At 32.9% G+C, this 25,392-nt stretch carries 12 protein-coding genes and 3 tRNA genes; 7 read left to right on the forward strand and 8 right to left on the reverse strand.

The features are described from left to right. Positions 1-3,129: 3,129 nt before the first annotated feature. From zwf to trmB, 3 genes are all read right to left on the reverse strand, one after another. Complete coding sequence (zwf, locus tag GIY03_RS00770; protein WP_457913816.1) at positions 3,130-4,605, reverse strand: glucose-6-phosphate dehydrogenase; 1,476 nt, start codon at positions 4,603-4,605, stop codon at positions 3,130-3,132. A gap of 1,126 nt (positions 4,606-5,731) precedes the next feature. Then, on the reverse strand, positions 5,732-6,007 hold the full coding sequence (gene minE / locus GIY03_RS00775) for a cell division topological specificity factor MinE (protein ID WP_457913817.1): 276 nt from the start codon (positions 6,005-6,007) through the stop codon (positions 5,732-5,734). Between the two features lie 1,896 nt (positions 6,008-7,903). Beyond that, positions 7,904-8,668 carry a tRNA (guanosine(46)-N7)-methyltransferase TrmB gene (gene trmB, locus GIY03_RS00780; protein WP_457913818.1) on the reverse strand — a complete coding sequence of 255 codons (765 nt, stop codon included), beginning with the start codon at positions 8,666-8,668 and terminating at the stop codon, positions 7,904-7,906. A gap of 167 nt (positions 8,669-8,835) precedes the next feature. Between trmB and mutY the strand changes: the two genes are divergently transcribed. From mutY to GIY03_RS00805, 5 genes are all read left to right on the forward strand, one after another. Then, entirely contained in the window at positions 8,836-9,894 is a 1,059-nt protein-coding gene (gene mutY, locus GIY03_RS00785) for an A/G-specific adenine glycosylase (protein ID WP_457913819.1), read from the forward strand. A 35-nt stretch (positions 9,895-9,929) separates the two neighbouring features. After that, positions 9,930-10,202 carry an oxidative damage protection protein gene (locus GIY03_RS00790; RefSeq protein WP_457913820.1) on the forward strand — a complete coding sequence of 91 codons (273 nt, stop codon included), beginning with the start codon at positions 9,930-9,932 and terminating at the stop codon, positions 10,200-10,202. A gap of 58 nt (positions 10,203-10,260) precedes the next feature. Beyond that, positions 10,261-11,337 (forward strand): membrane-bound lytic murein transglycosylase MltC, encoded by a 1,077-nt coding sequence (gene mltC / locus GIY03_RS00795; protein ID WP_457913821.1) that lies wholly within the window; start codon positions 10,261-10,263, stop codon positions 11,335-11,337. Between the two features lie 1,057 nt (positions 11,338-12,394). Then, positions 12,395-13,000 (forward strand): undecaprenyl-diphosphate phosphatase, encoded by a 606-nt coding sequence (gene ybjG / locus GIY03_RS00800; RefSeq protein ID WP_457913822.1) that lies wholly within the window; start codon positions 12,395-12,397, stop codon positions 12,998-13,000. A gap of 669 nt (positions 13,001-13,669) precedes the next feature. Beyond that, a complete protein-coding gene (locus GIY03_RS00805; RefSeq protein ID WP_457913823.1) occupies positions 13,670-14,272 on the forward strand; it encodes a peroxiredoxin C in 603 nt (200 codons plus the stop codon). 1,767 nt (positions 14,273-16,039) lie between these two features. Here the strand turns inward: GIY03_RS00805 and GIY03_RS00810 are convergent. From GIY03_RS00810 to pgsA, 4 genes are all read right to left on the reverse strand, one after another. Then, a tRNA-Leu gene (locus GIY03_RS00810) sits at positions 16,040-16,125 on the reverse strand. Positions 16,126-16,133: 8 nt separating this feature from the next. Further along, positions 16,134-16,207 (reverse strand) — tRNA-Cys (locus GIY03_RS00815). 52 nt (positions 16,208-16,259) lie between these two features. Next, positions 16,260-16,335, reverse strand: a tRNA-Gly gene (locus tag GIY03_RS00820). Positions 16,336-16,599: 264 nt separating this feature from the next. Then, entirely contained in the window at positions 16,600-17,148 is a 549-nt protein-coding gene (gene pgsA / locus GIY03_RS00825; protein WP_457913961.1) for a CDP-diacylglycerol--glycerol-3-phosphate 3-phosphatidyltransferase, read from the reverse strand. A gap of 3,388 nt (positions 17,149-20,536) precedes the next feature. Between pgsA and GIY03_RS00830 the strand changes: the two genes are divergently transcribed. After that, complete coding sequence (locus GIY03_RS00830) at positions 20,537-20,797, forward strand: hypothetical protein (RefSeq protein WP_457913824.1); 261 nt, start codon at positions 20,537-20,539, stop codon at positions 20,795-20,797. A gap of 396 nt (positions 20,798-21,193) precedes the next feature. On the opposite strand, the gene GIY03_RS00835 is transcribed toward GIY03_RS00830, so the two are convergent. Further along, on the reverse strand, positions 21,194-22,912 hold the full coding sequence (locus GIY03_RS00835; protein ID WP_457913825.1) for a potassium/proton antiporter: 1,719 nt from the start codon (positions 22,910-22,912) through the stop codon (positions 21,194-21,196). Positions 22,913-24,380: 1,468 nt separating this feature from the next. Between GIY03_RS00835 and hinT the strand changes: the two genes are divergently transcribed. Then, a complete protein-coding gene (hinT, locus tag GIY03_RS00840; protein ID WP_457913826.1) occupies positions 24,381-24,761 on the forward strand; it encodes a purine nucleoside phosphoramidase in 381 nt (126 codons plus the stop codon). The last annotated feature ends 631 nt before the right edge of the window (positions 24,762-25,392 follow it).

A 25,392-nucleotide genomic window follows, 5' to 3' on the forward strand; every position in this document is an offset into this window, starting at 1 on the left:
TATTTAGGTATAGCGGTTTATTGATATATAAATGGAATCACACAAATGCTTAGTATCCTTTTAGTTGCTTAAAGTGGCCAGAGTAATATGTTAAATATGCACTAATATATTGTTGCTTGATTCTACACTTTATGTAATACTTAAATTAAGTGTTACATCCTCTATTTCTGGTCTTAAACTTTTTATTATTTAAGTAGTTACTCACATATTAATACATATAACGTCGAATAAAAACAACAATCTATTAGAGTGTTAGCTTTAAAAGGAGAATAATTTTTTGTTCATATTATTTTATTTGTATTTTTACAATAACAAAATTTAGAATTTTATTTTTTGATTAATATTAAGTAAAGCTTTCATAGATAAGAGTCGAGCTGTGTCATGCAAAATCTAACAAAATTATTAATTTTCGCATAAAAAGTGAATAATATGCTCTATCTATTTTATCTTTGCCAAAGATATTGGTTATATAATATAAGAATTGAAGAGCATACTTGATGGAGTAACTTGCTATGACCAAATTAATGAAAGACTAAATGACAGTAACATGTGCTAAAGTTAAGAATTAACCTTATTCTAGTCTACACTTGAATTCCGACAATATACACCCAGAAAGTAATAAATGAAAAAGTTAGAAATTATTACTATATTTCGCTATAAATATTAGTAGGTAATGAATATTTTAAACCATATTATCAGGGCTGGATTGAAAATTATTACTTACAATAAACAACAACCCAAACACTTTAAACTTTTAAGTGATAGAGTCTGTACTTATCGTATTATATTATCTCACGATCAAGGGTAATAGTTTACTTGAGCTTATCTTTGATATTAAACCACTAAAAATCCACAATGCTTATTGTTAAGGTTGAGACTTAGCGCATGTTCATAAGGAAATAAATGCTTAGCGAATCGATTGGTGAATGCTTAGCCACACTGAAATTCGTAACATAATGATATCGATCATATCATAGTATATTATGATGATTTTAAATTATGTGTTAATATACCAGTTTGCTGTTCTTGTTGATAATATCATAGAACATGCAATAAATCATCTAATATTAAATATAATGATTATATTAAAAATTTTCACTGCCAACAAAAAGAACAAATAATACTCAATGTTCAATGTGAAGATCAACACACTAAATGTAGAATTATTAAAACTTGCTAAGTTATCCGTTTAACTTTCAATGGTACGAGTAAAGCTCAGTTTTAATAACTATTGCACAGTTTTGTGTTCCTACTATTAAAGCTGCATCATTTACCTTTCTTTGGTATACCAATATGCATTATCTTGCCGTTTATTTTGTTATGAATAAGATGCAGCATTTTGCGTCTTGTGGTAGTGGCATAGATATAGTGGATTTACCTAATGTTTAAAACAACCCTCATAACTTACTTAAAAAATAATTAATCATTTATAAATAACTCTAGATGTTGCTCTATTTTATAGAAATAAAAGTTTATGGTGCAATAAGTAAAAAAATGTCTTGTAGATAGATAGCATATTTTGCTGAAATATTTATTTCTTATTAGAAATGTTCATTCATGGGAGCTAAGTAATAATAAAAAAGAACAATATTCTAAATGACTCAGGCGAACAGCATAAATGTTTTACGAACATATTAATACATTAAAGATATGAATACTCATACAGTACGAGTGATGTATGATATACTTAATAAGTATCTGTTAATATAATATTTAAGATATAGCTAAAATAGCTACTTGCTGTACCTTCTATGCGAGAGTTACCTAGATTTTTGGTCTTTTAAAACCTCTTAAATATATGCCTTTGAGTTTATAGTGTTATGTTATTGTGTCTAAAAATTATAAATAATTTTGCGAGATAAACTTTTGTTAAACTACAGATAATACTTTGCGGAAGTAGTTTTGTCGATCCTGATTGGGATAAGTATTAGAAAACTTAGCAGAAATGTTATCTGTTATGCTTTGTTCCTTTATAGTCGTATATTTATAAACATTAGATATATTCTCCATGGAGAAAGGCAAGAAATTTTAACGTTTATTATCATCATCTACTTTTCGTTAATGCTGTGCGTTGGTAATGTATGCGATATATACTATATGCGTCTTCTGGATTACTAAATAAATATTTTGATTATAATGAAGTGGATGATCTGTTATGATGTAATATAACAATTTTTCGAATTTCTATGTTCGCTATATGTATAAGTCGCATTTCTTTTATAATATTTAAATGAGTAAAACCACCTTTGTTTCTGCTGTTGACTTTGTGAAGTAGGTAAGCAGATCTGTATGTTTTTCTTTTATATGGAATATAATGCTCTTAATATATAAGATAATTTTGTTGAATTGCGCTGTTTGAAGATTATTCAAAATTTTACGAATGTCTGTTGTTATTTTGTACTATATAAATACAATATGGTAAGTAATGTTACAATTAACACTAAATTCAGACAAAGAATTTGCAAAATTCTACAGGATGCTTTTCCTTCAAGGCTAAGAAGAATAGATGTGATACGCTATTATACTAAGCATTAAGAAACTACGACATGGCATTTTGACAAAATCAAATTTTTCTAGTAATCAGATTAACTACAAGACACCATGATACATGCAATTCTAGGATAACAAGTATATATAATAGAATCTTTTTAATTACAAACGTTTGATGGAAAACATTACTTATGTATTCTATATTATCATTTTATTTTAATTTTTTATAACTATGACACATAGTATATTAATAAAATTAAGCCTCTTTAGTGAAGTCAGTTTATAATATGCGATTATATATTAAAAACTAACGTTAAAAGTCAGAGTAGCGATGATGTCAACAGTAAGCTAAAGTATTAAGTATAGACTCCCTGCTCTATATTATAAGGGTAGTCGAAAAAACTAAAAGAATAGCCTTATCATTTCATCTAACTATAATTTATGACTATCCTTATAGATATTTTCGGTAAGTGCAGCGAGACGGTTGGAGCTAAACAAGTTTTTCCTTAACTAATAATCGGATAATGAACTTTGTTTTTTTGAAGTATGTTATACAATCTGCTATTAAGTATGTTTCACATATGGCCTTGCATAGAGTATGATGACGAAAACAGTCAAAGATAGTTTAAAATTTTATTTTTATTCACAGTTGTTCCAGGCACGCCCATCTTGAGCGATCATCTCTACCGAGGCTATAGGCCCCCATGTGCCAGCCTGATATGGTTGAGGCGCTTCGTTATCTACTTGCCATGCGTTGATGATAGAATCAACCCATTTCCACGCTTCTTCTACTTCGTCACGCCGTACAAATAACGCTTGAATACCACGCATGCTTTCTAGCAATAAGCGTTCATAAGCACCTGCTCCATGTTCCTGAGTGAACGTTTTTGGGAAACGTAGATCTAACTTGGTGGTCTGCAAATGGTGTTTATGATCTAGTCCTGGTGTTTTATTTAGCACTTGGATTTCGATACCTTCATTGGGTTGAAGACGAATGGTTAACTTATTCTGTGGGAGTTGTTTGTGATAATTGCTAAAAAGATTCAGCGGTGGATTTTTAAAATATACTACCACTTCTGAACACTTGATGTGTAGACGTTTACCGGTGCGCAGGTAGAATGGCACTCCAGACCAACGCCAGTTATCGATATCTACGCGGATTGAGACGAAAGTTTCAGTATGACTATTTTTATTTGCCCCTTCTTCCTCTAAGTAGCCAGGTACTTCTTTGCTTTGAATAAAACCACCTGTATATTGTCCGCGTACAGTAGTTTTATGTACATTGTCTTTATCAATGCGTCGGAGCGATCGTAGTACCTTGACTTTTTCATCACGGATTTGGTCAGCCGATAAATCTTTTGGAGGTGACATAGCGATCATAGTTAAGATTTGAAGCAAGTGGTTTTGGACCATATCACGCATTTGGCCTGCTTGATCGAAGTAGCCCCATCGTTTCTCAATACCTACATCTTCCGCTACAGTAATTTGTACAGAATCAATAGTGCGGTTATCCCAGTTAGAAGAAAAAAGTGAGTTAGAAAATCGCAAGACTAGTAGATTTAATACCGTTTCTTTGCCGAGATAATGATCTATACGATACACTTGTAATTCATTGAAGTACTTAGCTACTTGATCGTTAATTGCGCGACAAGACGCTAGATCTGTGCCCAATGGTTTTTCTATAATTACGCGTGCTGGTTCATGATGTAGTTTTGCTTTTCCTAATCCTCGACAAATCGTATTAAAGGTGCTTGGTGGCATCGCAAAATAGTTAATGGTAATTCGATGTTTTTGATCTAGCATATGACCGAGCTTGATGAAATTTTTACTATCATTCACGTCAAGATTGAAGAAATTCAAGCGGACGCTCAACGTAGCCCAAATTTTATCATCTAGTTTTTCTTTCATAAAGGTAACAAGGGCATCTTTTACTATTGCAGTGTAGATTTTTTTATTCCATACAGCACGACCAACACCAATAATCCGTGTATCTGGATGAATATACCCAGATTTTTCCAGTTGATACAAGGAAGGGATGAGTTTACGACGTGTTAAATCGCCTTTTGCGCCAAAAATTACCAGGTCACAGGGTTGAGATATACAAGTTACTTCCATATTAATCTCCTGGTATCAGGATATCTGTATACTGCAAATACTGTGTCTAGTATTTGCGGTATACAGATATAAATGATATTTATAATCGTTAAAGACGTTTACTTTTTATAAAGAAACTCTTCTATTACCTTAATAGTTACGTAAACCATAGGCAGACGTCAGAATTTTCTTCTCTTTTTATAAATTCTCAGATAAAAGAACATATGCTTAGAAAAATCCATCTTACTGGATGTTAAAAGCTTTAATTTTGACGTGATTACTTCGACTATTTGCTTGCATGAAGTTTTGTATATCGTAGTGTTAATGAACATCTGAGCAATTAAAAGTCAAAATATAAGATGAAATTTTCTAAACAGTTGTTGGAGTATAGTATAAATTATAAAGAATTTATTAATTATCTAATGGATTATTCGTATCTCAACAAAATAGACTATCATAATTTCATTGATCGATAGCAGACGATCCGCTATATACTGATTGAGATATTAGTATTTGTAGTGAAAATATTCTAGTTATAAATATATAATGTTATATATACATATACACATTAGAAGCGCAGTGACCACAAAAGATACAGCTAATCTAGCTAGTTACAAATGTAAGATATTAAATATCAAAAGATTACCTGTGTTATTACCACCACAGTTGTTGATTAGATCATTCAAAAAGAAATTGTTCATCCTTGATGATGGTTGTTACCATACAAAATTAATATAATATGAATTAATAATGATAAATTTGTGTTTGATGATGTTTGTTGTTATAGCGCTAGCCTCAATCTAATAGATAGTTCGTAAAAAGTAATCACTGAGTATATAAGATGGCATTGGTGTTTATGTTTTTTAGGGTTTTTAGTAAACATCTATGCTATTTCATAGCATATTTACAAGATATAACGACAATTATATTACAAAATAATGATAACTATCAAATATTTAGGGATAATACTTTAAATGAATTAAGTATATACTAAAGAGTATTAGATCGTTAAGAATCCTTAACTTATATATCTCATAAGACATAGTTATATAATCAGAAGGAAAAATACGAAGAGTCATGTCATAGTCCTCTCTCTTCTAGCATCTGCAGGCTATTAGCATGGATACTACAAAAGTAGATGTATGAATTATTTGGATTTCTTTGCATCTCCCGGATCCGGTAATGTTATGTTAAGCTCAAGTACTGAAATATCATCTTTTTTTTGTTCAAAGTTCACATGCAAGATTTTAGGATCGCTTTGAATATATTTGCAAATCACTGCTAAAATATCGCGCTTTAAATCAGGTAAATATGGAGGTTCTTTATCGCGATGACGATGTTCTGCCACGATAATTTGTAGCCGTTCTTTAGCGATATTAGCTGTCTGTTTTTTGCAGGCTAGAAAGAAGTCTAATAAGGCCATGATTTATCTCCAAAAAAAGTCGTTTCACGCAACCCTTCTTTTATTCTTTTATATAATAGTACGGAAGGTTTTCTGCTAACAAGCGCCTGACGATGTAACTATAAGCTTTGCTAGTAATCTGATTGAGATCAAGTATAATCGGCCGTCTTGATTAGATATCTGAAATATGAATGAGTCTTCTGGTATTATGTCCATTCGTAAAATAAGAACATTTCTAGCACGTCCACTATACTTTGTATAATCTTATAACTTATGCGCTCAGCACTATATTATTAAGTAACTGGTGTTTCTTAATGGATATTATGACTGTTCAAAACACTAAATTGTAAAAAAATACCTACAATACGGTTAATGTTACGGACGGATGAAACTTCCAGGTTAATAGTGATGATCATGTATTAACAAAATATAACGTTATTAGTACCTTTTTCATGCTAATGAGCAAATCATAAATTATAAAGAAATATCTACTTGACTGAAATTATTGTACATCTGTTTAATACCTTCACAGGTCAACATATTTTAAGTGTGTATTTGTTTATCGGGTAGGATAACAAGCTTTGTAATGTCCTTATCCTGTGTTAGTTTTTGATGCACAGTCATATCATCTAAAATAACGTTAATAAAATTATATATCATCTTATGCGTGCAATCCTTAACGAAGTTAAGGGTACGCAAGTTGCTATTAAAATCAAGTATTATAATTTTTGAAGTGCGAGGTATAACTAGTAGTCATATGTATATTGTAACAGTCTAAGTGGTTCCTTGTGATTTGATACAACTATAATACTAGTATTGCAATGCGTTTTTATCAAAATACTTTAACTTTAAATCTTATTGTTTCACTCTTACTATTCTTAAATAGCAGCGAGTCTTAATATTTAAGTGCATAAAAACTTTAGTTCTGTATATTGTTGGCTATACTCATGATAGCATGGTTATGCATCATACAGGTAGATACGAAGCTTTCTATTAGCACTACGCTCGATATCTGCGCGAATTCTGCTAAAAAGTAAATATTGCTACACGTATTAACCTGTTAACCGTAAAGTACAAGTGTATTAACAGTTTTTACTCTATTTGGTGTTGATCCTATGATCTTGAGTAGAAAACACTTCTAGTTTACGTTTATATTAAGTGGAGATGGTTCATCTAATTTTATTGCTTGGGCTACTTCTAAATTCATAACATTTAATGTTAATGGTGTGTCAACCTGTTTTTAAATAGATGAGTGCGGTTCTTTTAGTTACATTACTATCTAGTAACCAAATATTTATAACTATTAGTGGTGTGATGCAAAAGTTACGTTATAACTCTGTGTTCTCCGTAATATTACGGTATTGTTTGATTGATAGATATCATGGATATATAGATAAAATTTAATAACATTAATTGTTTCCTTTAGATTGTTAATCACTGTCATGTTGCTTCTGTAGCTAGTCTAAACAATGTTAAGCTCTAAGAGACTACTTTATTCATACGATTCCAGATAGACGATATATATCATTATGCTCTAAGTTCTAAAAAGCTAATAATATAGAAAAATAACGGGGCGCTACAAGAATAGAAATGATCTTCAATTGCAAGATGCATCTCAAATATGAGAGTTATTGTTTCCCTATCACATATGCTAGTAAGTGACTCAAATAATAAAATTCAGAGGATATATGAATGAATCTTATATTCATAGCATTTATGTGAGAATACAAGTTAAAAAATTATACATTCACCATAACTACTGTTTTGGTGTGTTATCGTAATCGTTACGTTATTAAACGTTATAATTATGTAGTCTAATTGCTTTTTGATAAATCACTATAGTACATACATAATGTACTCAAAGTCTGTTTCTTTAGCATCATAACAGAATATCAAGCAATCTATTCTTTGTAATGTCTAATATGTATCATAGTTGATATAAGTTATGACTATAGTTCTTAGTAATGATTTTTTTTTGAACATCAAATCCCAGACGCCATGTCCTAAACGTTGTGCGCGTAGTTCAAATTTTGTCAATGGCCGCATCTTTGGTCGCGGTAAGTAATCGCTATTACTAGAAAGATTTTGGTACTCTGTCACTTTGCTCATAACCGATAACATGTATTCTGCATAAGGTTGCCAATCAGTGGTCATATGAAATATTCCTCCTACTTTCAGTTTTTGCGCTATCAGTTCAACAAAGTAAGGCTGGACGATACGGCGCTTATTATGTCGTGCTTTATGCCACGGATCAGGGAAAAATAATTGGACTATATTTAATGAACTGTCGGGAATCATGTTCTGTAAAACCTCTACTGCATCGTGATACATCAAGCGCAAGTTGCTGAGTTTAGCTGCGTGAGCTTTTGCTAGGCATGCACCTATGCCAGGCAAATATACTTCTATCCCTAAAAAGTTTTTTTCTGCGTGGTTGCCTGCCATGGTTACTAGAGAAGATCCCATTCCAAAACCAATCTCTAGTACTATGGGTGCGTTTTGTGTAAATATTGTGGCGATATTGACAGGTTTATCTTCATAATTCAAACCCATGAAAGGCCAATGTTTTTTCAGTGCCTGCTTTTGGCCTTTAGTAAATCGCCCTTGTCGCCGAACAAAGCTACGTATACGATGCACTGTGCATTTATGCTGATCAAATTCCGGAGAAATAATGTACTTAACCATAGTATTGTTATTTATCTGCTCATGTAGGATAGTGCATTACAACAGAATACCTTGCTGGATTACGGTGGATAGTAAAGGTTACTATGTAGTGTTAGAAAATTATAGTATACCGCATCCTCACGCTATGCTGCAATCTTGCCTAATTTTATTAGATATTATATTTATTTATGATGCCAGTACAACAATTTACACAAGTAGTGCTTTCTTGGTATCAATGCTATGGTCGAAAAACCTTGCCATGGCAGCTTGATAAAACCACCTATCAGGTATGGTTATCTGAGGTGATGTTGCAACAGACTCAGGTTGCTACGGTTATTCCGTATTTTAAGAGGTTTGTGGTTCGTTTTCCCAACGTGTGCACATTAGCTCAGGCATCATTAGATGAAGTGCTTCATTTATGGACGGGCTTGGGATACTATGCCCGTGCTCGTAATTTGCATAAAGCAGCGCAGATTATTGTCTCGAAGCACCATGGCGAGTTCCCGACCACCTTTCAAGATATTTCTTCTTTACCTGGTATTGGTCGCTCCACTGCGGGTGCTGTACTTTCATTAGCACTTGGTCAGCATTATCCAATTCTTGACGGTAATGTAAAACGTGTATTAGCTCGTTGCTATGCGGTGGAAGGCTGGCCTGGTAAAAAAATAGTCGAGAATCGTCTATGGATGATCAGTAAAGCTGTAACTCCCGTACAAGATGTGAGTCAGTTCAGTCAAGCAATCATGGACCTCGGGTCTCTGGTGTGCACTCGAAAAAAACCTAAATGTGAGGTTTGCCCTCTCAGTATTCGCTGTATGGCGTGCGTTAATAATCGCTGGACACAATATCCCGGTAAAAAACCGAAAAAAACTTTACCTAAAAAAATGGTTTATTTTTTAATATTGCAATATGGCAAATATATATGGTTAAAGAGACGCCCAATCATTGGATTATGGGGTGGTTTATTTTGTTTTCTGCAGTTTGATACATGGGATGGTTTGAAATTCTGGCTGCAACAACGTGGTATACAAGGTAACAATATGGAACAGATGAATGTATTTCACCATACATTCAGTCATTTTCATCTTGATATTAAACCAGTTTTACTGAAAATAAGTAAAGAGCACAGCAATATAAGCGAGATAGATGAGGGAGACGTCCTTTGGTATAATTTAGCACGGCCACCTTTAGTTGGTTTAGCGTCACCGGTTAGCTACTTATTGAGTTTGTTGATGAAGCAATCTTAAAACTATACATTGATTACAGTTAATAAGGCATTAATATGAGTCGCACTATTTTTTGTGTTTTTTTGCAGCGCGTCGCTAAAGGACAGAATTTTCAGTTTTATCCAGGTAATCTGGGAAAACGCATATTTAATGAAATATCTCAAGAAGCATGGAATAAATGGATAAAAAAACAAACAATGCTAATTAATGAGAAGAAACTCAGTATGATACGGTTTGATGACCGCAAATTTCTAGAACAAGAGATGATTAAATTTCTTTTTAAAGGGCAGGATATACACATAAAACGACGCACACTACCTAGTGAATAATATTATTCGACTTAGTTGCTATACTCTAATCATTCTTCGTGTATGTGGTGTTAATAATATGAAGAAACTATTAGTTTTGCTTATGATGGCACTTTTTCTAATTGCTTGTTCTTATAAAAAAAGTGATAAAATCAATCAAGACTGGATCAAAGATACAAATAGTTTTGATATTCTTATAGGCCAATTTGCTCACAATGTCGAGAATATTTGGGGCGTGCATGAGATCTTAATGGCTGGGCCAAAAGACTACGTTAAATATATTGATCAGTATCGGACTCGTAGTCATATCAACTTTCTTTCTGGTGCGGTTTTTCTTGAAACTATTACTTCTGATAACCCGGGATTACATTTGCGTCAGGCGATTATTCGCACTTTACTGATGGGAGATAATCCTATCTCTATCGATCTTTATTCTGATGTTAACAAGATTCAGTTTAATCAAGAACCGTTTCTTTATGGTCAAGTTCTAGATAACAAAGGATTGCCTATACGTCGGGAATGGCAAGCTGCCCATTTTGCTGATGAGCTGTTAAAAACTAAGCTACAAAAGCGTGTCTCTGGTGCTCATGTAATTTATACCATTAGAGTTCAATTAGTATCGAATCATCTCAAGCAACGTGCGAATAAATACTTGCCGATAGTGCAAAAGGCATCTAAGAGATACGGTATAGAGTTGTCGCTAATCCTGGCGATTATGCAGATTGAATCAAGCTTCAACCCTTATGCGATAAGTGGTTCAAACGCATTAGGCCTAATGCAGATTGTACAGCATACCGCTGGCAAAGATGTATTTCAGATGCAAGGAAAGTGGGGTAAACCGAGTCGCAGATATTTATTTAATCCAAAAAATAATATTGACACGGGTACTGCTTATTTGGCTTTATTAAAGAATAACTATCTAGGCGGTATTCAGAATTCAGCGTCGCATCGTTATGCAGTAATTACTGCGTATAATAGTGGTGCAGGTAGTGTATTGCGACTATTTTCGAATGATAAAAACCGCGCCGTAAGCGTTATTAACGGCATGCAACCAGAGGAAGTATATCAGATGCTTACCACTAAACATCCAATTGCAGAGTCACGCGATTATTTGGTAAAAGTCAATAACGCACAGCAAAGATACTGGCATAGTTAATTTTTTATAAATGATAACGATAGTAGTGTATAGAATAGCACTATTATAGAGAAACTGTCTATGACGACTCGTAATATTCATGGTTTTCACACAAGAATTAACAAAATAATCATTGTTCTCTATATATTAGATGAGAGATTAGCACCATTATGTAAGACGTATAATCAATGCGTCAAGGACTATCCCGTAATAACTTAGATATAAGAAATAAGAAACGTTTTAATACGTTTACTCATAAATATAAAGTCATTAGAGTATCTTAAAAGCTTATAACGATAACGCAAATAATCTTGATGGAAGTTGTTTATTTTATTACCCAGTAGTAGTGTGTATCCGATAGTGATAAGATAATTTATGGTGAGTAGATCAACAGTATTTTTGATAATCGTTATAAGCTACACATGTTATGCAAAGCAAGACAACATTGTCATCATTAACGTATGTGACGGTATGTATGTTACCAGCGGGCTAGCATGGTGAATCAGTGGAGCATAAGGATCTGCTTAATGTCAATTAGCGACTGTGCTTATTTTGCAGTGACTTCTATAACTTACTTTTAGGGGATCGTGTTAAAAATTTTATAGTGCTAATGTTACTGCTATACGCGGGTGTTTTTTAGTATCACTTTAGTCAATGGTTATTTATGTTGAGTAAATATATAGTCTGTGAACAATTAGGTGCAGTGTTAGCTAATTCTTGGTAATTTTCGCTAATAGTATTTAATTAGCAATAAATAACTCATCATATGACTTCCAAAGCTGTTAGGTATCTTGAAGTGCTTTTAATATTAAAGATGCGAATGATGTGATAATAATTTTAGTTTGGCAAATTATGTGCGATCGTTGATATTTTTATCACTTGTCTGTTACTCTCTGATTCAGAAATATGTTGTGTTTTTGCGAAAATAAATATTCAGAGTTTTTTCATACGACATTTAGAAGATAATATTAGCAGATAATATAAGACATGTGCTAATCTTTATTTAAAAATTATAAATAGATTACATATGCTACTTTTCTTCTATCAGCAATGAGTAATCAATCAGACGGCACGGCTTTTGGAGAAATTAAATTATCTTCTTTTTACCTGGATGAATGCTAATTCAGCTTCTTCCATATGGCTTATCAATATTGCTGTGTTTCTTGCATGTCATGCAATTATCATAGTACCATTGCTGCTCGCTAGATTATGGTTATGGGGGCCATGTAGCCAATTAAGATTACAACGTGAAGCAGTAATTAAAACAACGATTGCAGTGTGTTTTGCAATGTTTTCCGCAACAGCTATCAGCCTGTTTCTACCACAAAAAAGGCCTTTTGTTGTTGGTATTGGTTATTTTTTTTTAACACATGCACCAGATAATTCTTTTCCAAGCCATCATAGTACTGTTATGTTCACATGTACACTAGCTTTTTTATTTTGGTATAGAATTTGGTGCGGCGGACTATTGATGATCCTTGCTTTGGGTATTTCTTGGTCACGTGTCTATCTCGGCGTTCACTGGCCATTAGATATAGTGGGAGCGTTTCTGTTGAGTGTGATTAGTTGTTTGTTTGCGCGATGGATATGGAATATATATGGAAGCATCATAGTTTTAAGACTGACAAGATATTATCGTTTTCTTTTTTTCTTTGCTATTCGTAAAAATTGGGTAAAAGCATAAATATAAATGATATATATGATATATAAATGATATAATGATGTATATGATATTGAAGCATGATGATCTAGTGTGATTATATTTGATGTATAAAAAATTAAATGTGGCAAATGTTGTGCTACATATTTTATCTTATAACGTACATATGCTTAAAATTATCTTGAAATCTTATTAATGCACTAAGATACACTATTGGTTTTCGATAAGATTTATTTCTAAATTTATCGCATACGAAGTGCGAGGACTATTTAAGTGATAGGCTATGAATATATCTTATTCCTTTAATCTTATAGAAAGCGTCCAGACAAAAATAATGTTATATAAAGTGGTTACTGGTGTGCTGATTTAAATAACACATATGCTAAAGTTGCCGAAAGCTATAAGTCATATCCCGTAATTGCAGTTGGCTTACAAGATGTGCTATATTCTTTATGACAGTATATGGTATGTGAGTGATTTAATGATAGAATCCTCAATTCAGTATATTACATAATAAATAACAGAAACCTAGAAAGCATAACCAATGCTATGGATTATTGATAGAAACAGAGCTAGCATTTAACTACAAGATACACTGTATGCGTAAGTATACGTTATTTATTAATTAAGCTGCAGCTCTGATACTAAATAGTGTATTATCTCAATCTCCAAAGAATTTTTATAGGAGTAAATATGGTTTTAGTAACTCGTCGGGCCCCTGATTTTACTGTATCTGCCGTATTAGGAAACGGAGAAATTGTTAAAAGTTTTAACTTAACAACACATCTGAACGGCAATCCAGGTGTTCTGTTTTTTTGGCCGATGGACTTCACTTTTGTATGTCCTTCTGAATTGATTGCGTTTGATCATCGTTATGCAGAGTTCCAAAGGCGTCATGTCGAAGTAGTGGGAATTTCATGTGATTCTGAATTTGTCCATAACGTATGGCGTAAAACTCCTATTGAAAAAGGTGGAATTGGTAAGGTGCAGTACGCTATGATTGCTGATGTTAAGCGTGAAATTCAGCGAGCGTATGGTATTGAGCATCCTGAAGCGGGTGTTGCTCTTCGCGGTTCCTTCTTAATTGATAAAAAAGGTATAGTGCGTGCTCAAATGGTTAACGACCTACCCATAGGCCGCAATATAGATGAAATGTTACGCATTGTTGATGCACTACAATTTTATGAGCAATATGGTAAAGTATGTCCTGCTCAGTGGGAAAAAGGTAAAACAGGTATCGATGCATCTCCAGACGGAGTAGTGAAATACTTATCTGAACATGCTGCGCAGTTATAATGTATTGAAATAAATAAACCGGCTTGTATAGCCGGTTTGATATTTTTTATATTTTACTTATATTTTTAGTAGTCTTGTACAGACTGTAGTGTCATCATCGTTGATAGAGAAGATATTTTGAGCAAGAAGCTCTAACACTTAAGTTACTAACGACTGATTAATTGTATGCGTTACTTATATGATTAGTTTTTTAATTTATGCCGTAAACTCTATACACCGAGCGTGTTGTACATTACTGTTCTATTGTTTCTCTACCTACTCACCTGAGTAGGTAGTATTACTTACATAAGTAAACCACCCATTATAGTAAGTTTCTGTGAAATGTTGAGTTATCTTTTAATTAGATTATTCTGAAAATGTATTCAGCAGACCATGTTACTCAGCATATGTAGTTAATTAACCGGATCATACAGCAAGGTACCTTTATGATAAGCTAAGATTGTTTATCGTAATCACTTGCTTAAAGTAATATTCTTGGGATGAATGCATTTTATAGTTGTGTTCTTGGCCTAGAATAAGCTCCTTGAAGTTACTCCTTAAAATATCAATTCTAGCTCTTGCTATGCTTCCATACTTAATAACTAGGTATATACTAAAGAGTGATTTAAACTGCATGTGAAACTAATGCAATAAGTTTACTCTTCATGTTTCTGTGAGGTACGTGATATATTGTAAAGTATTTTCAGAATATAGACGTAATACTTTTACTGGTAATTCTTCTCTATCTAGAGAAGCTATTAATAAGTTCATCGCTTATTTTTATGCACATTTAGGTTCGTCAAGATCTCCCGAGTTATTATGTAATGACACTTTTGTTTGATAATTACTATACATCTTGGGCGATAAGTTTCTGCTATACCCAGTAATATATTGTAGACAAGGATGTATCGCGTCAAAACACGCTTGAAAATAAATAATAATTTTTGTTTATTTATTTGACATATGTTAAAAGTTCTCTGTCGAATTTAGACTAAGGTTGTAGTTTTTTTGACTAAAATACTTACTGAGTATTCGATGCATACAAGTATATAAAATCTATAACTTAATCACTTGTATTAAGTATTAATGCTAAAAATTAGAAAAAATTTATATAAATTACATGCTCTGCTATCTTAGCGTTTACAACGAAAGAGAATTATATCTCTTTTTTTTGCACGAGTGAATTGAGGGTTGATGATTATGTAATAAGTTTGTTACATCGAAGATGTAATAGTTATCATAACTATCGATTGTATACAAATACATTCAGCTTTGTCAAGCATAATAAGCCAAAGAGTTATTTAATAATTTAATAATATAGAATAGATAAAAAATCAATATAGATATATAACTTTTGTATTATCTTATATTGATTTGATGCATGCATCAAATCATATGGTATAAAACACTATATAAGCAAAGAAATACGTAAATAAGAATCGCCTGCATATATGCAGGTACTTTGAAGACATATTTTGTTAAATGATTAATATTATTATTTTATGCTGTACTCAATCTTATTGGACGTTCATTATTTCTGATTGAAAGCGCATCGTAGAAGAGTATAGAAATAATTGATCCAGCTCATATAATGATGTTTTCTAACTCGCTGCATCGGTGATTTTTTTGCATAACAAATTATGATAGAAAATCGTTCAAATGATTTTATTAATGCGATATTAAGTCTGTTTTATATATCTATCACTGCTTAGTGAGTTGAATAAAAACGAAATAACCGCCTTGATATTGTCAATTTATACAAAAGTTTTTATATATTATTATGTTTTATGGTACCCGGAACGAGACTTGAACTCGTACAGCTAAAAGCCGAGGGATTTTAAGTCCCTTGTGTCTACCAATTTCACCACCCGGGCTAGGAAAGTGGAGGCGCGTTCCGGAGTCGAACCGGACTGGACGGATTTGCAATCCGCTACATTACCGCTTTGTTAACGCGCCGTAACAGTACTTACTTATTACGCTAAAGTCAGAATATTGGTATGATTACATCTGGAGCGGGAAACGAGACTCGAACTCGCGACCCCGACCTTGGCAAGGTCGTGCTCTACCAACTGAGCTATTCCCGCATTTATCCGAACCTTCTACATTTTATAACATTCTAGATACTTAAAAAGTATGTATGGTGTAGTTATTTACTTGTTAAAATTATTTTCCATAACAGACGCACGGGTGAGAAGATTTTATATAGCTATCTTTTATAAATTATTTAAGATATCATTATTAATAATGTTGTTAGTCAACTAATATATGTATTCTACGACTATAATATGACGAGTCAATAAAATTATTAAGCAATTATATTCTATTTTTGTTTTTTTACAACACCTTGATCAGAGTGAGTTTAGATGGTTTTTCGCTGTTTTTAAATACTGTAGCATTGACCAGAAAGTTAGTATCGCTGCGATATATAATAAACTAAATGCTATGTACTCTACAACACGCTCAGGATGCCAAAGTAACCCAATCAATGATACCATTTGCATCATTGTTTTCATCTTACCGACCCACGATACAGCTATGCTGTTGTACTTATTAAGTACAGCCATCCATTCACGTAGTGACGAGATAATAATTTCACGAGAAATCATAGTGGCTGCTGGCAGGGTGACCCACCAACTATGATAATAATCTATAATTAACACTAATGCTACTGCGATCATTATTTTGTCCGCTACTGGATCAAGAAATGCTCCAAATTGGGTAGTTTGTCTCCATAGACGAGCTAAAAACCCATCAAACCAGTCAGTTAGAGCAGCACATAGAAAAATAATGGAGCAAACCATCGGTGACCAGGTGCATGGCAGATAAAATACCAGTGCAAACAATGGGATCAGAAGTACGCGAAACAAAGTAAGCCACGTCGGTATATTCAAGTGCATCATTCTAGGGTATGTCTGACTGGAGTTAGAGTTATTAATATGTTGCTATATTGCTATCAGTGTTTCAATGCATTCTGGATTTTTTTGCTAATGTATTTAAAATCTTTAGTACTTTGGTGATCTTCTTAATGTTGTGAGCTACTCATCGTTTCAGCACCTATATATTTTAATAGTAGTGATTTTATTGTAGATGAAAATTCTTCATTAGTTTAATGTACTAGCATCGATTGCCTTTCTGTTGCTGACTGTGTGTAGTAAATTGCATGATTACGTACATTGTCTTGAATAGAACGCATGAGATGTAGTACTAGTACACTTAATGGAAGTGCAGTATCTTCACTGTTTATCTAAAATAACATCTTAATCTGATTGGTGAATAAGTGTTGCAGAAAACTCAGCTGTAGCTTATTTGGAAATTCTACCTTACATACAGTGAATCCAGCACCTGAATCGCTATATCTAGTAGTCCTATACCTGCTCAGAGATAAAAATGACATTCAGAATTTTTTGCCTTTCTTACTGTAGTGTTATCTAATATTTTGCTATAACTGCATCGTGATCTCTTGGAATAATATCAGTAATACGATGGTATCTACACTACGAGTGAGTGATATGTGTTTATCAAAAAAACTATATAGGCAGTTAATATTTTTGCCTCATAATGTAACGAATGTCAAAAAACTTTTATTTGATTAAATATCAAAATATTAAGAACTTTTTTACTTTTACTAATTTTTATAAATTTTTTATCGCTTAAGTTTTTACGTAAGATGATCTCTATGTTAATGCATATTTACTATGAATATAAGTGCAGTTCTAACGAAGTTGATGATGGATATGAATAGTATATCTCTAATTTAGAAAGTACGTAGTTACTGGTCATCTCTTTTATCTCATGTGCAATCTAGTAGGGTATGTGATGATATGATACGCATCTGAATACTCTATGAATACACTGATCTACATATACCTCTGCGATTTTATATGTTTTATTTGTTATATGTAATAGTTATGTATCCTAACTAGAGAATAATAGATGTACATATTCTATTTCTTTTTTGTGCTTTCTGTATTTACTTCTCAATCATCTATAGTCTTAGGCGGTAGTTCATGTTTGATTGAGAAAACTATGTAATTGATTATAGTATAATGTTTAATATTAGCGGAGTGAAATAATGCTAGCAGCAGCGCCAATGTTGTATGTACAAAAGAGGAATTAAACAGAACACAATATGCTCTACGAGCATGTCGTGAACTGCAATATGTTTTAGTCGTGATAATTTTGCATGTTAAGAATGATTAAAAAATTTTTATGTTATAAAACATTATATTAATGCTGATGCTATTGCACATAGAAATGCTCTGATAAGAGTCTTGTATTTCAGTTGAGGTTCTTGTTTATATCAACGTAAATAATATTTTAGCTAATGAGTTAGTTGGTCAGTTAGTATCTGTTAATAAAAGTAGTTAGCAAGATGTGGTGTAGGTCGTTGGTTTTAAAGATATAAAATAAAGGATACCAGTGGTATTATATATACAATCAACTCGAGGTTGATGTACAAAAGTACTTAGAAATTTTTAGCATTCAAGCATTTATGTATAGTTTAAAACATTTCGTATTAAATAAGTTACATCAAACAACTAATATGTTCATAGTATATTGCTACTATTGTTAATGGTAATGCATATGCGATAGCGATGCATGTTCATTGTCTTACAGGAGGTGAAAGCTTTCATTCTTCTGAGATCTTGTTAACCTGCTCATGCGTTGATATTAGTGTGATTTGTACTTTACATGTAGAGACGTTACTTAACAGAGTTACTATTTTAAATTCTAAAAGACTTAACATAGTCGATTACATTATGTGAAAAGCGATATAAGTCCCTTGATATTCATTGAATGTCAGGGGCCTGATTATGCCTTATAGAAGAGTGGTCGTTTCTAAGTTTAAGATATCTCATTGTTACATCTGTGTGACTTTATTAAAGAATACATTTATTGATGCTGCACTGCTTTAAATAGTACTTTATGTATTGAGATAACTCTAGTATTTACCACGAAAAACTTTGAACTTATTATCGAGCGTTAGGAAGTGCTCATACATATCTACTTCAAAATATTACGATAGGCGACATACAAACAGACGACTTCGGTTATGCTGATTTCTTAAAACCCAATCAATAAAATGTTTAATTCAGATTTTTTCTATATAAGACTTTTATGTGTAGTACGTTAACCAGTACTTAAATAATAACAAGAGGTTCAATCTAATATAAAATCTACAATAGCTCTATTCGTATATCATACACCACGTATCCAACAGATAAACTGTTATTAATTATGCAGATAACATGATCTTGGTGATTATGGATGGCCAGGCATATGCGATAGCACTTTAGGTGTAATACAATGACTACACTATAGGTTTATCTGTACAAAAGTCATGTAGTGTATTATAAAATATAGTAAATTTGTACAATAATACAAGTACAAAACTAATACAGCAGAATAGGAATAAGTAGTGAATTTCATTCACTACAATACTCCTTTAATATAAAGAGTATTGTAGGTATATGTTTGTATTCGTGTTAGAAAATGCAGCGGGTAACCACATGTACTCGTCGCACCATCCAGTATTATACTAAGTACCAACTTTAGTAATATAGTTAGCGCATTTATCCGTAGATATAAAATCATTAGTAGTAAATATTACTTTATTTCAATTGCAGAAGTTTTTTCAATAAGGAAGAAGATATAATCTTAATTATAACTGCAGTTTTAAGGCAGATAAAAAAAAGAGTGATCAGTCGGAAATAGATTTTATAGTACTTGCACTAAGATGTACAATAAATCGCATTGATATGTTTATTACACTGAGAGTGATATTTACTGAGGTAAGCAATATTCATTAATACAGACAGCTAATACGCGGTCGCTTTAACACCATCGTTAGTATGAGGACGGTTACATTGTATTTTAAATAAAACCTAAAACCTTTGAGCATGAGTTGTTTGAATAAAATTCAGCATGGAAAACAGCCTAATAATTCTTGGCTCAATTCTATTCAAATAAAAAAAGCAAAACAAAGAGGGTCAAGGTTAGTCAAGTGTCAGTAAATGCAATACTCAATCTCCAAAAGATTTAGGAGCCGAATTGGTTAGTTGAGAAAAAATAAGTTAAATTTATATTGTTAAATTGCGATCTATATACTGCTGTTGAATTAGCATAGAAGATTAAGAAAGAAGAAGGATGTCGCTAGCTGCGACATATTGAGAAAAATGTAAGCACTTGTGATTTAAGGTTTATATAATTACGCTAGAAAAGCTAAACACGTCTAGCATCAACAATCTGTGCTTTTCAAAAGCTCAAGTACTACGCAAATATTTAGTGGAAGCAGGCAATACTATCACCCCAACGATATTACTTCTACATTTTAAGGATGATGGTAAACGACGTTTATTATCTCGCAACGCGCAGAAAGAGAAAACTACCAAAAGTCACTTACATTTTATCGTCAAGTATTCCGTTTCTTCGAAATTTTCAAGAGGTGGTGGAATAATCCTAAGCATTACTTATGAATTAGCTAACTGCAGTTCTAGCGATGTATCAAGTCATTGCTATATTGTTGTCACTATCAAAAAACTGTAATTATCATTAGACTTAAACTGTAATATAGAGTGTCTGTATTAAGGTATGGTACTTACTTTGAGTGATTTTATCCCAGTCCACTTGAGACTGCATGAGAGTTAGATAATTCATTTCTGTAGTGATTTCCTTACATCAGTACTCCAGGTTAATGAGTTGCATTTATAAAATTTCATGTCTTACTCAGTGTAAAAGTTAAGGAAATCCGTTTCTAATTACTATGAGTATATTGCTGTTTTTCTGTAAAGAAATACGAGAGTTTTATTTAATCTAATGCTGTAATAAATCAAGAAAAACTAAGAATTATAGGTATTTCTATGAGTTAATAAACGGGTATTATTCTCTTTAGGAGATGTTGATCTAAAGATAGCCAAGCTATATAATATTAGATGAATTTTATTAATTGATAATTTTTACGCCAATTTTGCTAACTTGATTGCCAGCCATTTCGGCAATTGTCCAGATCAGACCTTCCCATTCTACTTGATCGCCAATAACTGGCTCACCACCAATTAATTGAACAATAAATTGACCAAGAGTTTGTTGATCATCTATATTGCTCTTTAAGTTTAGGCCGTAAATCTGTGAGATATTACTTAAGTAGGTATCTGATTGTAGAAGGAAATCACCAAAAAAACGTTCATCGAAGGTAACAGTTGATGCCTGGCTAAAGAGTTTACCAAGTACTGGTAAATCATGTTGATGTCCAATGACGCATAGGATATCATTTTCACGAAGTCGAGTGCTTCCGCTGGGGTGCAATAGTTTTTTGCCTCGGAATAGCGTAGTAACACGTGTGTTGGGGGGCATTTTTAACTCACGTAGTGTAATACCAACGCACCAGTTTTCTACTGAGAGTTGATACACAAATTGTTCCCATTGGTTTTCTGGATATACGTCCAGCCCTACTCGCGAAATTGGTGTGAGCGCTGGAGGCACAATTACTTTTGCTTTTTTAGCGGCAAATGACACAGTAGTGCCTTGTAGTAATAGTGACACTAGTACTATAAAAAAGGCCAAGTTGAAGAATAACTGCGCATTTGGTAATCCAGCCATCATCGGAAATACTGCTAATATTACTGGAACAGCACCCCGTAAACCAACCCAGGCGATAAAGCACCGTTCACGCAGAGCAAAGCTGCGGAATGGTAACAAACCAATAAAAACTGAAAGTGGGCGGGCTAATAGAATCATCCACAGTGATAGTAGTAGAGCAGGAATAGCGATTGGCAACAATTCATGTGGATTAAGTAATAACCCTAATACTAGAAACATACCAATTTGACTTAACCAAGCCATCCCATCAAAGGTTTGCACAATACCATGTCGGTTTCGGATTGGTCGGTTGCCTAACAGCAATCCGCATAAATAAACGGCTAAAATTCCGCTGCCATTTAGCGCGGTAGTTAGAGCAAATAATAATATACCACCACTAACGGCTAGAAGTGGATACAAGCCTTCGGCTAGCTTAATATGATTAATTAACGTCAATAATAGCCAACCACCGCCAAGACCAAAAATAATCCCCATACCAAATTGTTGAATTAGATGTATCGGGAACATCCAACTCAGTGTAGTTGTACTTGCGGAGATCATTGCAATTAGAGTAATAGTAAGAAAAACCGCCATTGGATCATTGCTACCAGATTCAATTTCTAACGTGGCGCTAACCCGTTCATTTAGACCTTTTCCACCTAGCAGTGAAAATACTGCAGCAGCATCAGTAGATCCGATAATAGCACCAATTAGTAATCCTTGAAGAAAATCAAGATTAAATAACCAGGCAGCAGCCATTCCAGTTAATCCGGCTGTAATAACCACACCGATAGTGGCGAGAGAAAGTGCTGGCCAAAGAGCAACGCGAAAGGAACTAACGCAGGTGCGCATGCCTCCATCAAGAAGAATGACCGCTAATGCTAAATTACTAACTAGATAAGCTAATGAATAATTATTAAAAATAATACCACCTGGGCCATCTACGCCCGCTAGCATACCGATTGCTAGGAATATTACTAGGATAGGAATACCGAGACGAGAAGAAAATGAACTCAAAAGAATACTTGAGCCTACCAGTACGGCACCGACAATGAAGAGGTTGTTAATGGTGCTCGTATCCAAAATGATTTTCTCCTAAGACTGGGAAGAGTAGTGTTTATGAGTGCGGTTGCTAATAATGATAATGTGTTTTGATAGTAAAAACACCAAGTCTGATTATCAAAAGGATAGACTGTTATTTTTGTTTAGTGATAATGTGTTTTATAATGGTGAAAAGCCATAAAATCTGTATCTCTCACCTATATCATGAGTCAAGCGTACTTGTGTTGTATACAACTATCTGTTGTCGTGGAAGAAGAAAAGTTATATTCAGCAACCTATTTTCTAGCTCGAAGTATTCCCTTACTTTAATAATGAAAGCAGGTCTGGAGTATTGCTTGCTTGTATGGGATGGTAGGAAAACAGTATAGAAGTATGCTAATGTACTGCATGTAATAAAAGATATAGAGAAAATGCGACAAACCTAATAAATATCTACAAACAGTTTGTATGACAATAGTACTATAAATAAGCCGTATACCATCGTAGTATAACATACAAGGTATGTTTTAAAAGATTACTAGAAGATTAACTGCATCTGAATAGATTGAGTATATATTTGCCTATTGTTATATCAAGTTTTATATCAGATTATGATAAAAATCGACGATGTTTTTTGCTGTTGTGGGTATTGTGTTTGCAGATCAGTAGACTGATCTATATCATGTGGTTTTAGTTTCTGATAATCTTTAGAGAGTACAACCATCATGAGTTATTATGTGCTAGATTTCTTATAATAATTTTAGTGACGCATACATTTTGTTAGCTGAATTATAGATATTATGTATATATGGCGTATTTATTGTCCCGAGTCTCTGATTGCTGGTTGATACATTTATACATATTTGTTTTACGTCTTTTTTATATAATAGACTAAGCGTCTTTTTGATGTAAACAATGCGGTTTAAATATGTAATAATATCTGAACTCGTCAAGTATATCTTTTGCCATTTATCAGTGAAGTTTTAAAGATAATATAGATACTCAAGCAAAGATAATTCGTTACATAGCTAATAGATTCTATAATCTATGTTATGTACATATAACATGCTACAAGGCCCTATTACTGTTTTGTAGTTATTATCTAGGTGCTTTGTATCTATGTCTGTGAAAACTACATACATATAAAGAACCTAAGCCGTCAGATCGGACTTTCTATCTTACATAATAAGACAATAGCTTTATATAGTTATACTTGTTGTGTCTATCTATTAATGATAGTGCGTATAAATTTTTTCTATTGCTTGAAAGCAGTTTTAATTAACATATTCCAAAATCAGCTGTACTAACAATGAGCAAGGAACTTTGACAATCTTATGCATAACTTTAATGTTGTATATCTTTTAGGATAAAATGCACTAATAACACGTATAATACGTTGGATGATCTAATCATACAGTAATTATCTTAAAAACATATAATGATATTAAGTAAAATAACATTGATGATACATATTGTATCTAGCTTACCGATTAAACGAAGGAATGTCTAAATGGCTATCGAAACAATTTTTAGCAAAATTATCCGACGAGAAAGTCCTGCTGACATAGTGTATCAAGATGCATTGGTTACAGCTTTTCGTAATATATCACCTCAGGCTCCTATTCATATACTAATTGTTCCAAATGTTTTAATTCCTACTGTCAATGATGTTACGATCGAGCACGAGGAAGCTCTAGGTAGAATCATTACTGTTGCCGCGAGAATTGCCTCACAGGAAGGTATAGCTAAAGATGGCTACCGCTTAATCTTTAATTGCAATAAAAATGCCGGCCAAGAGGTCTACCATATTCATATGCATTTGATTGGTGGTTGTGCGCTGGGACCGATGGTATCACGTTTTCTACAAAATCATCTACATACTATGCCTTAGGCATTTAAGTAGACGTTTAACGCAATGCGAAGTATCTTCAGCTTAATAAGGTGTATATGTTTATTATGGAAATTGGTGTATATGTGAGGTTCTCTTAATTATTTTAGTCATCTAGGAGTAGTAGTCACCGCAAATAAAATAAATTTATCTCTAAGGTTTAGCTTGTAGTTCAGTGCAGAAAGCTTTTTCAATGGGTTCTAAATTGATATAGCCAATTATTATTTATATTCTATAAATTGTAATATGTTTGCATATGAGTATATGTTTCGGGATAAAATCCTATTTTAAATAGCTAGTTTTACTATGACAGTAAAATTGCGATGGTCTAAGACGATTTAACAGCTAACTGTTTCGTATAAGTATAATAACGCTAAAGCGATTGTAATAATAGATAAAATACTGACTAATTCTATAACATTATTATATAATATAAGAGGAAAAGAAATACGATGATTACCGAAAGCGTCAGTGGAGTACAAATATTGTAGAATTTTTTTTGACAGAATACGTATTGATTATAGTATGTTAGTGTTTTACTAAAGTAGGATTTGTCAAATATATGATATTCAAAGTAGTAAGGAACGCTGTAAGGATTGTGTTTTATGACGGAAGTTTAATATCATATTCATTG

Source organism: Candidatus Gillettellia adelgis, from assembly GCA_020541285.1.
GTDB classification, from domain to species: Bacteria; Pseudomonadota; Gammaproteobacteria; order Enterobacterales; family Enterobacteriaceae; genus Gillettellia; species Gillettellia adelgis.

Coding starts and splice junctions, on each gene's coding strand:
- zwf (WP_457913816.1), bottom strand. CDS start 4,605: ATGGAAGTAACTTGTATATCTCAACCCTGTGACCTGGTAATTTTTGGC.
- minE (WP_457913817.1), bottom strand. CDS start 6,007: ATGGCCTTATTAGACTTCTTTCTAGCCTGCAAAAAACAGACAGCTAAT.
- trmB (WP_457913818.1), bottom strand. CDS start 8,668: ATGGTTAAGTACATTATTTCTCCGGAATTTGATCAGCATAAATGCACA.
- mutY (WP_457913819.1), top strand. CDS start 8,836: ATGATGCCAGTACAACAATTTACACAAGTAGTGCTTTCTTGGTATCAA.
- GIY03_RS00790 (WP_457913820.1), top strand. CDS start 9,930: ATGAGTCGCACTATTTTTTGTGTTTTTTTGCAGCGCGTCGCTAAAGGA.
- mltC (WP_457913821.1), top strand. CDS start 10,261: ATGAAGAAACTATTAGTTTTGCTTATGATGGCACTTTTTCTAATTGCT.
- GIY03_RS00805 (WP_457913823.1), top strand. CDS start 13,670: ATGGTTTTAGTAACTCGTCGGGCCCCTGATTTTACTGTATCTGCCGTA.
- pgsA (WP_457913961.1), bottom strand. CDS start 17,148: ATGCACTTGAATATACCGACGTGGCTTACTTTGTTTCGCGTACTTCTG.
- hinT (WP_457913826.1), top strand. CDS start 24,381: ATGGCTATCGAAACAATTTTTAGCAAAATTATCCGACGAGAAAGTCCT.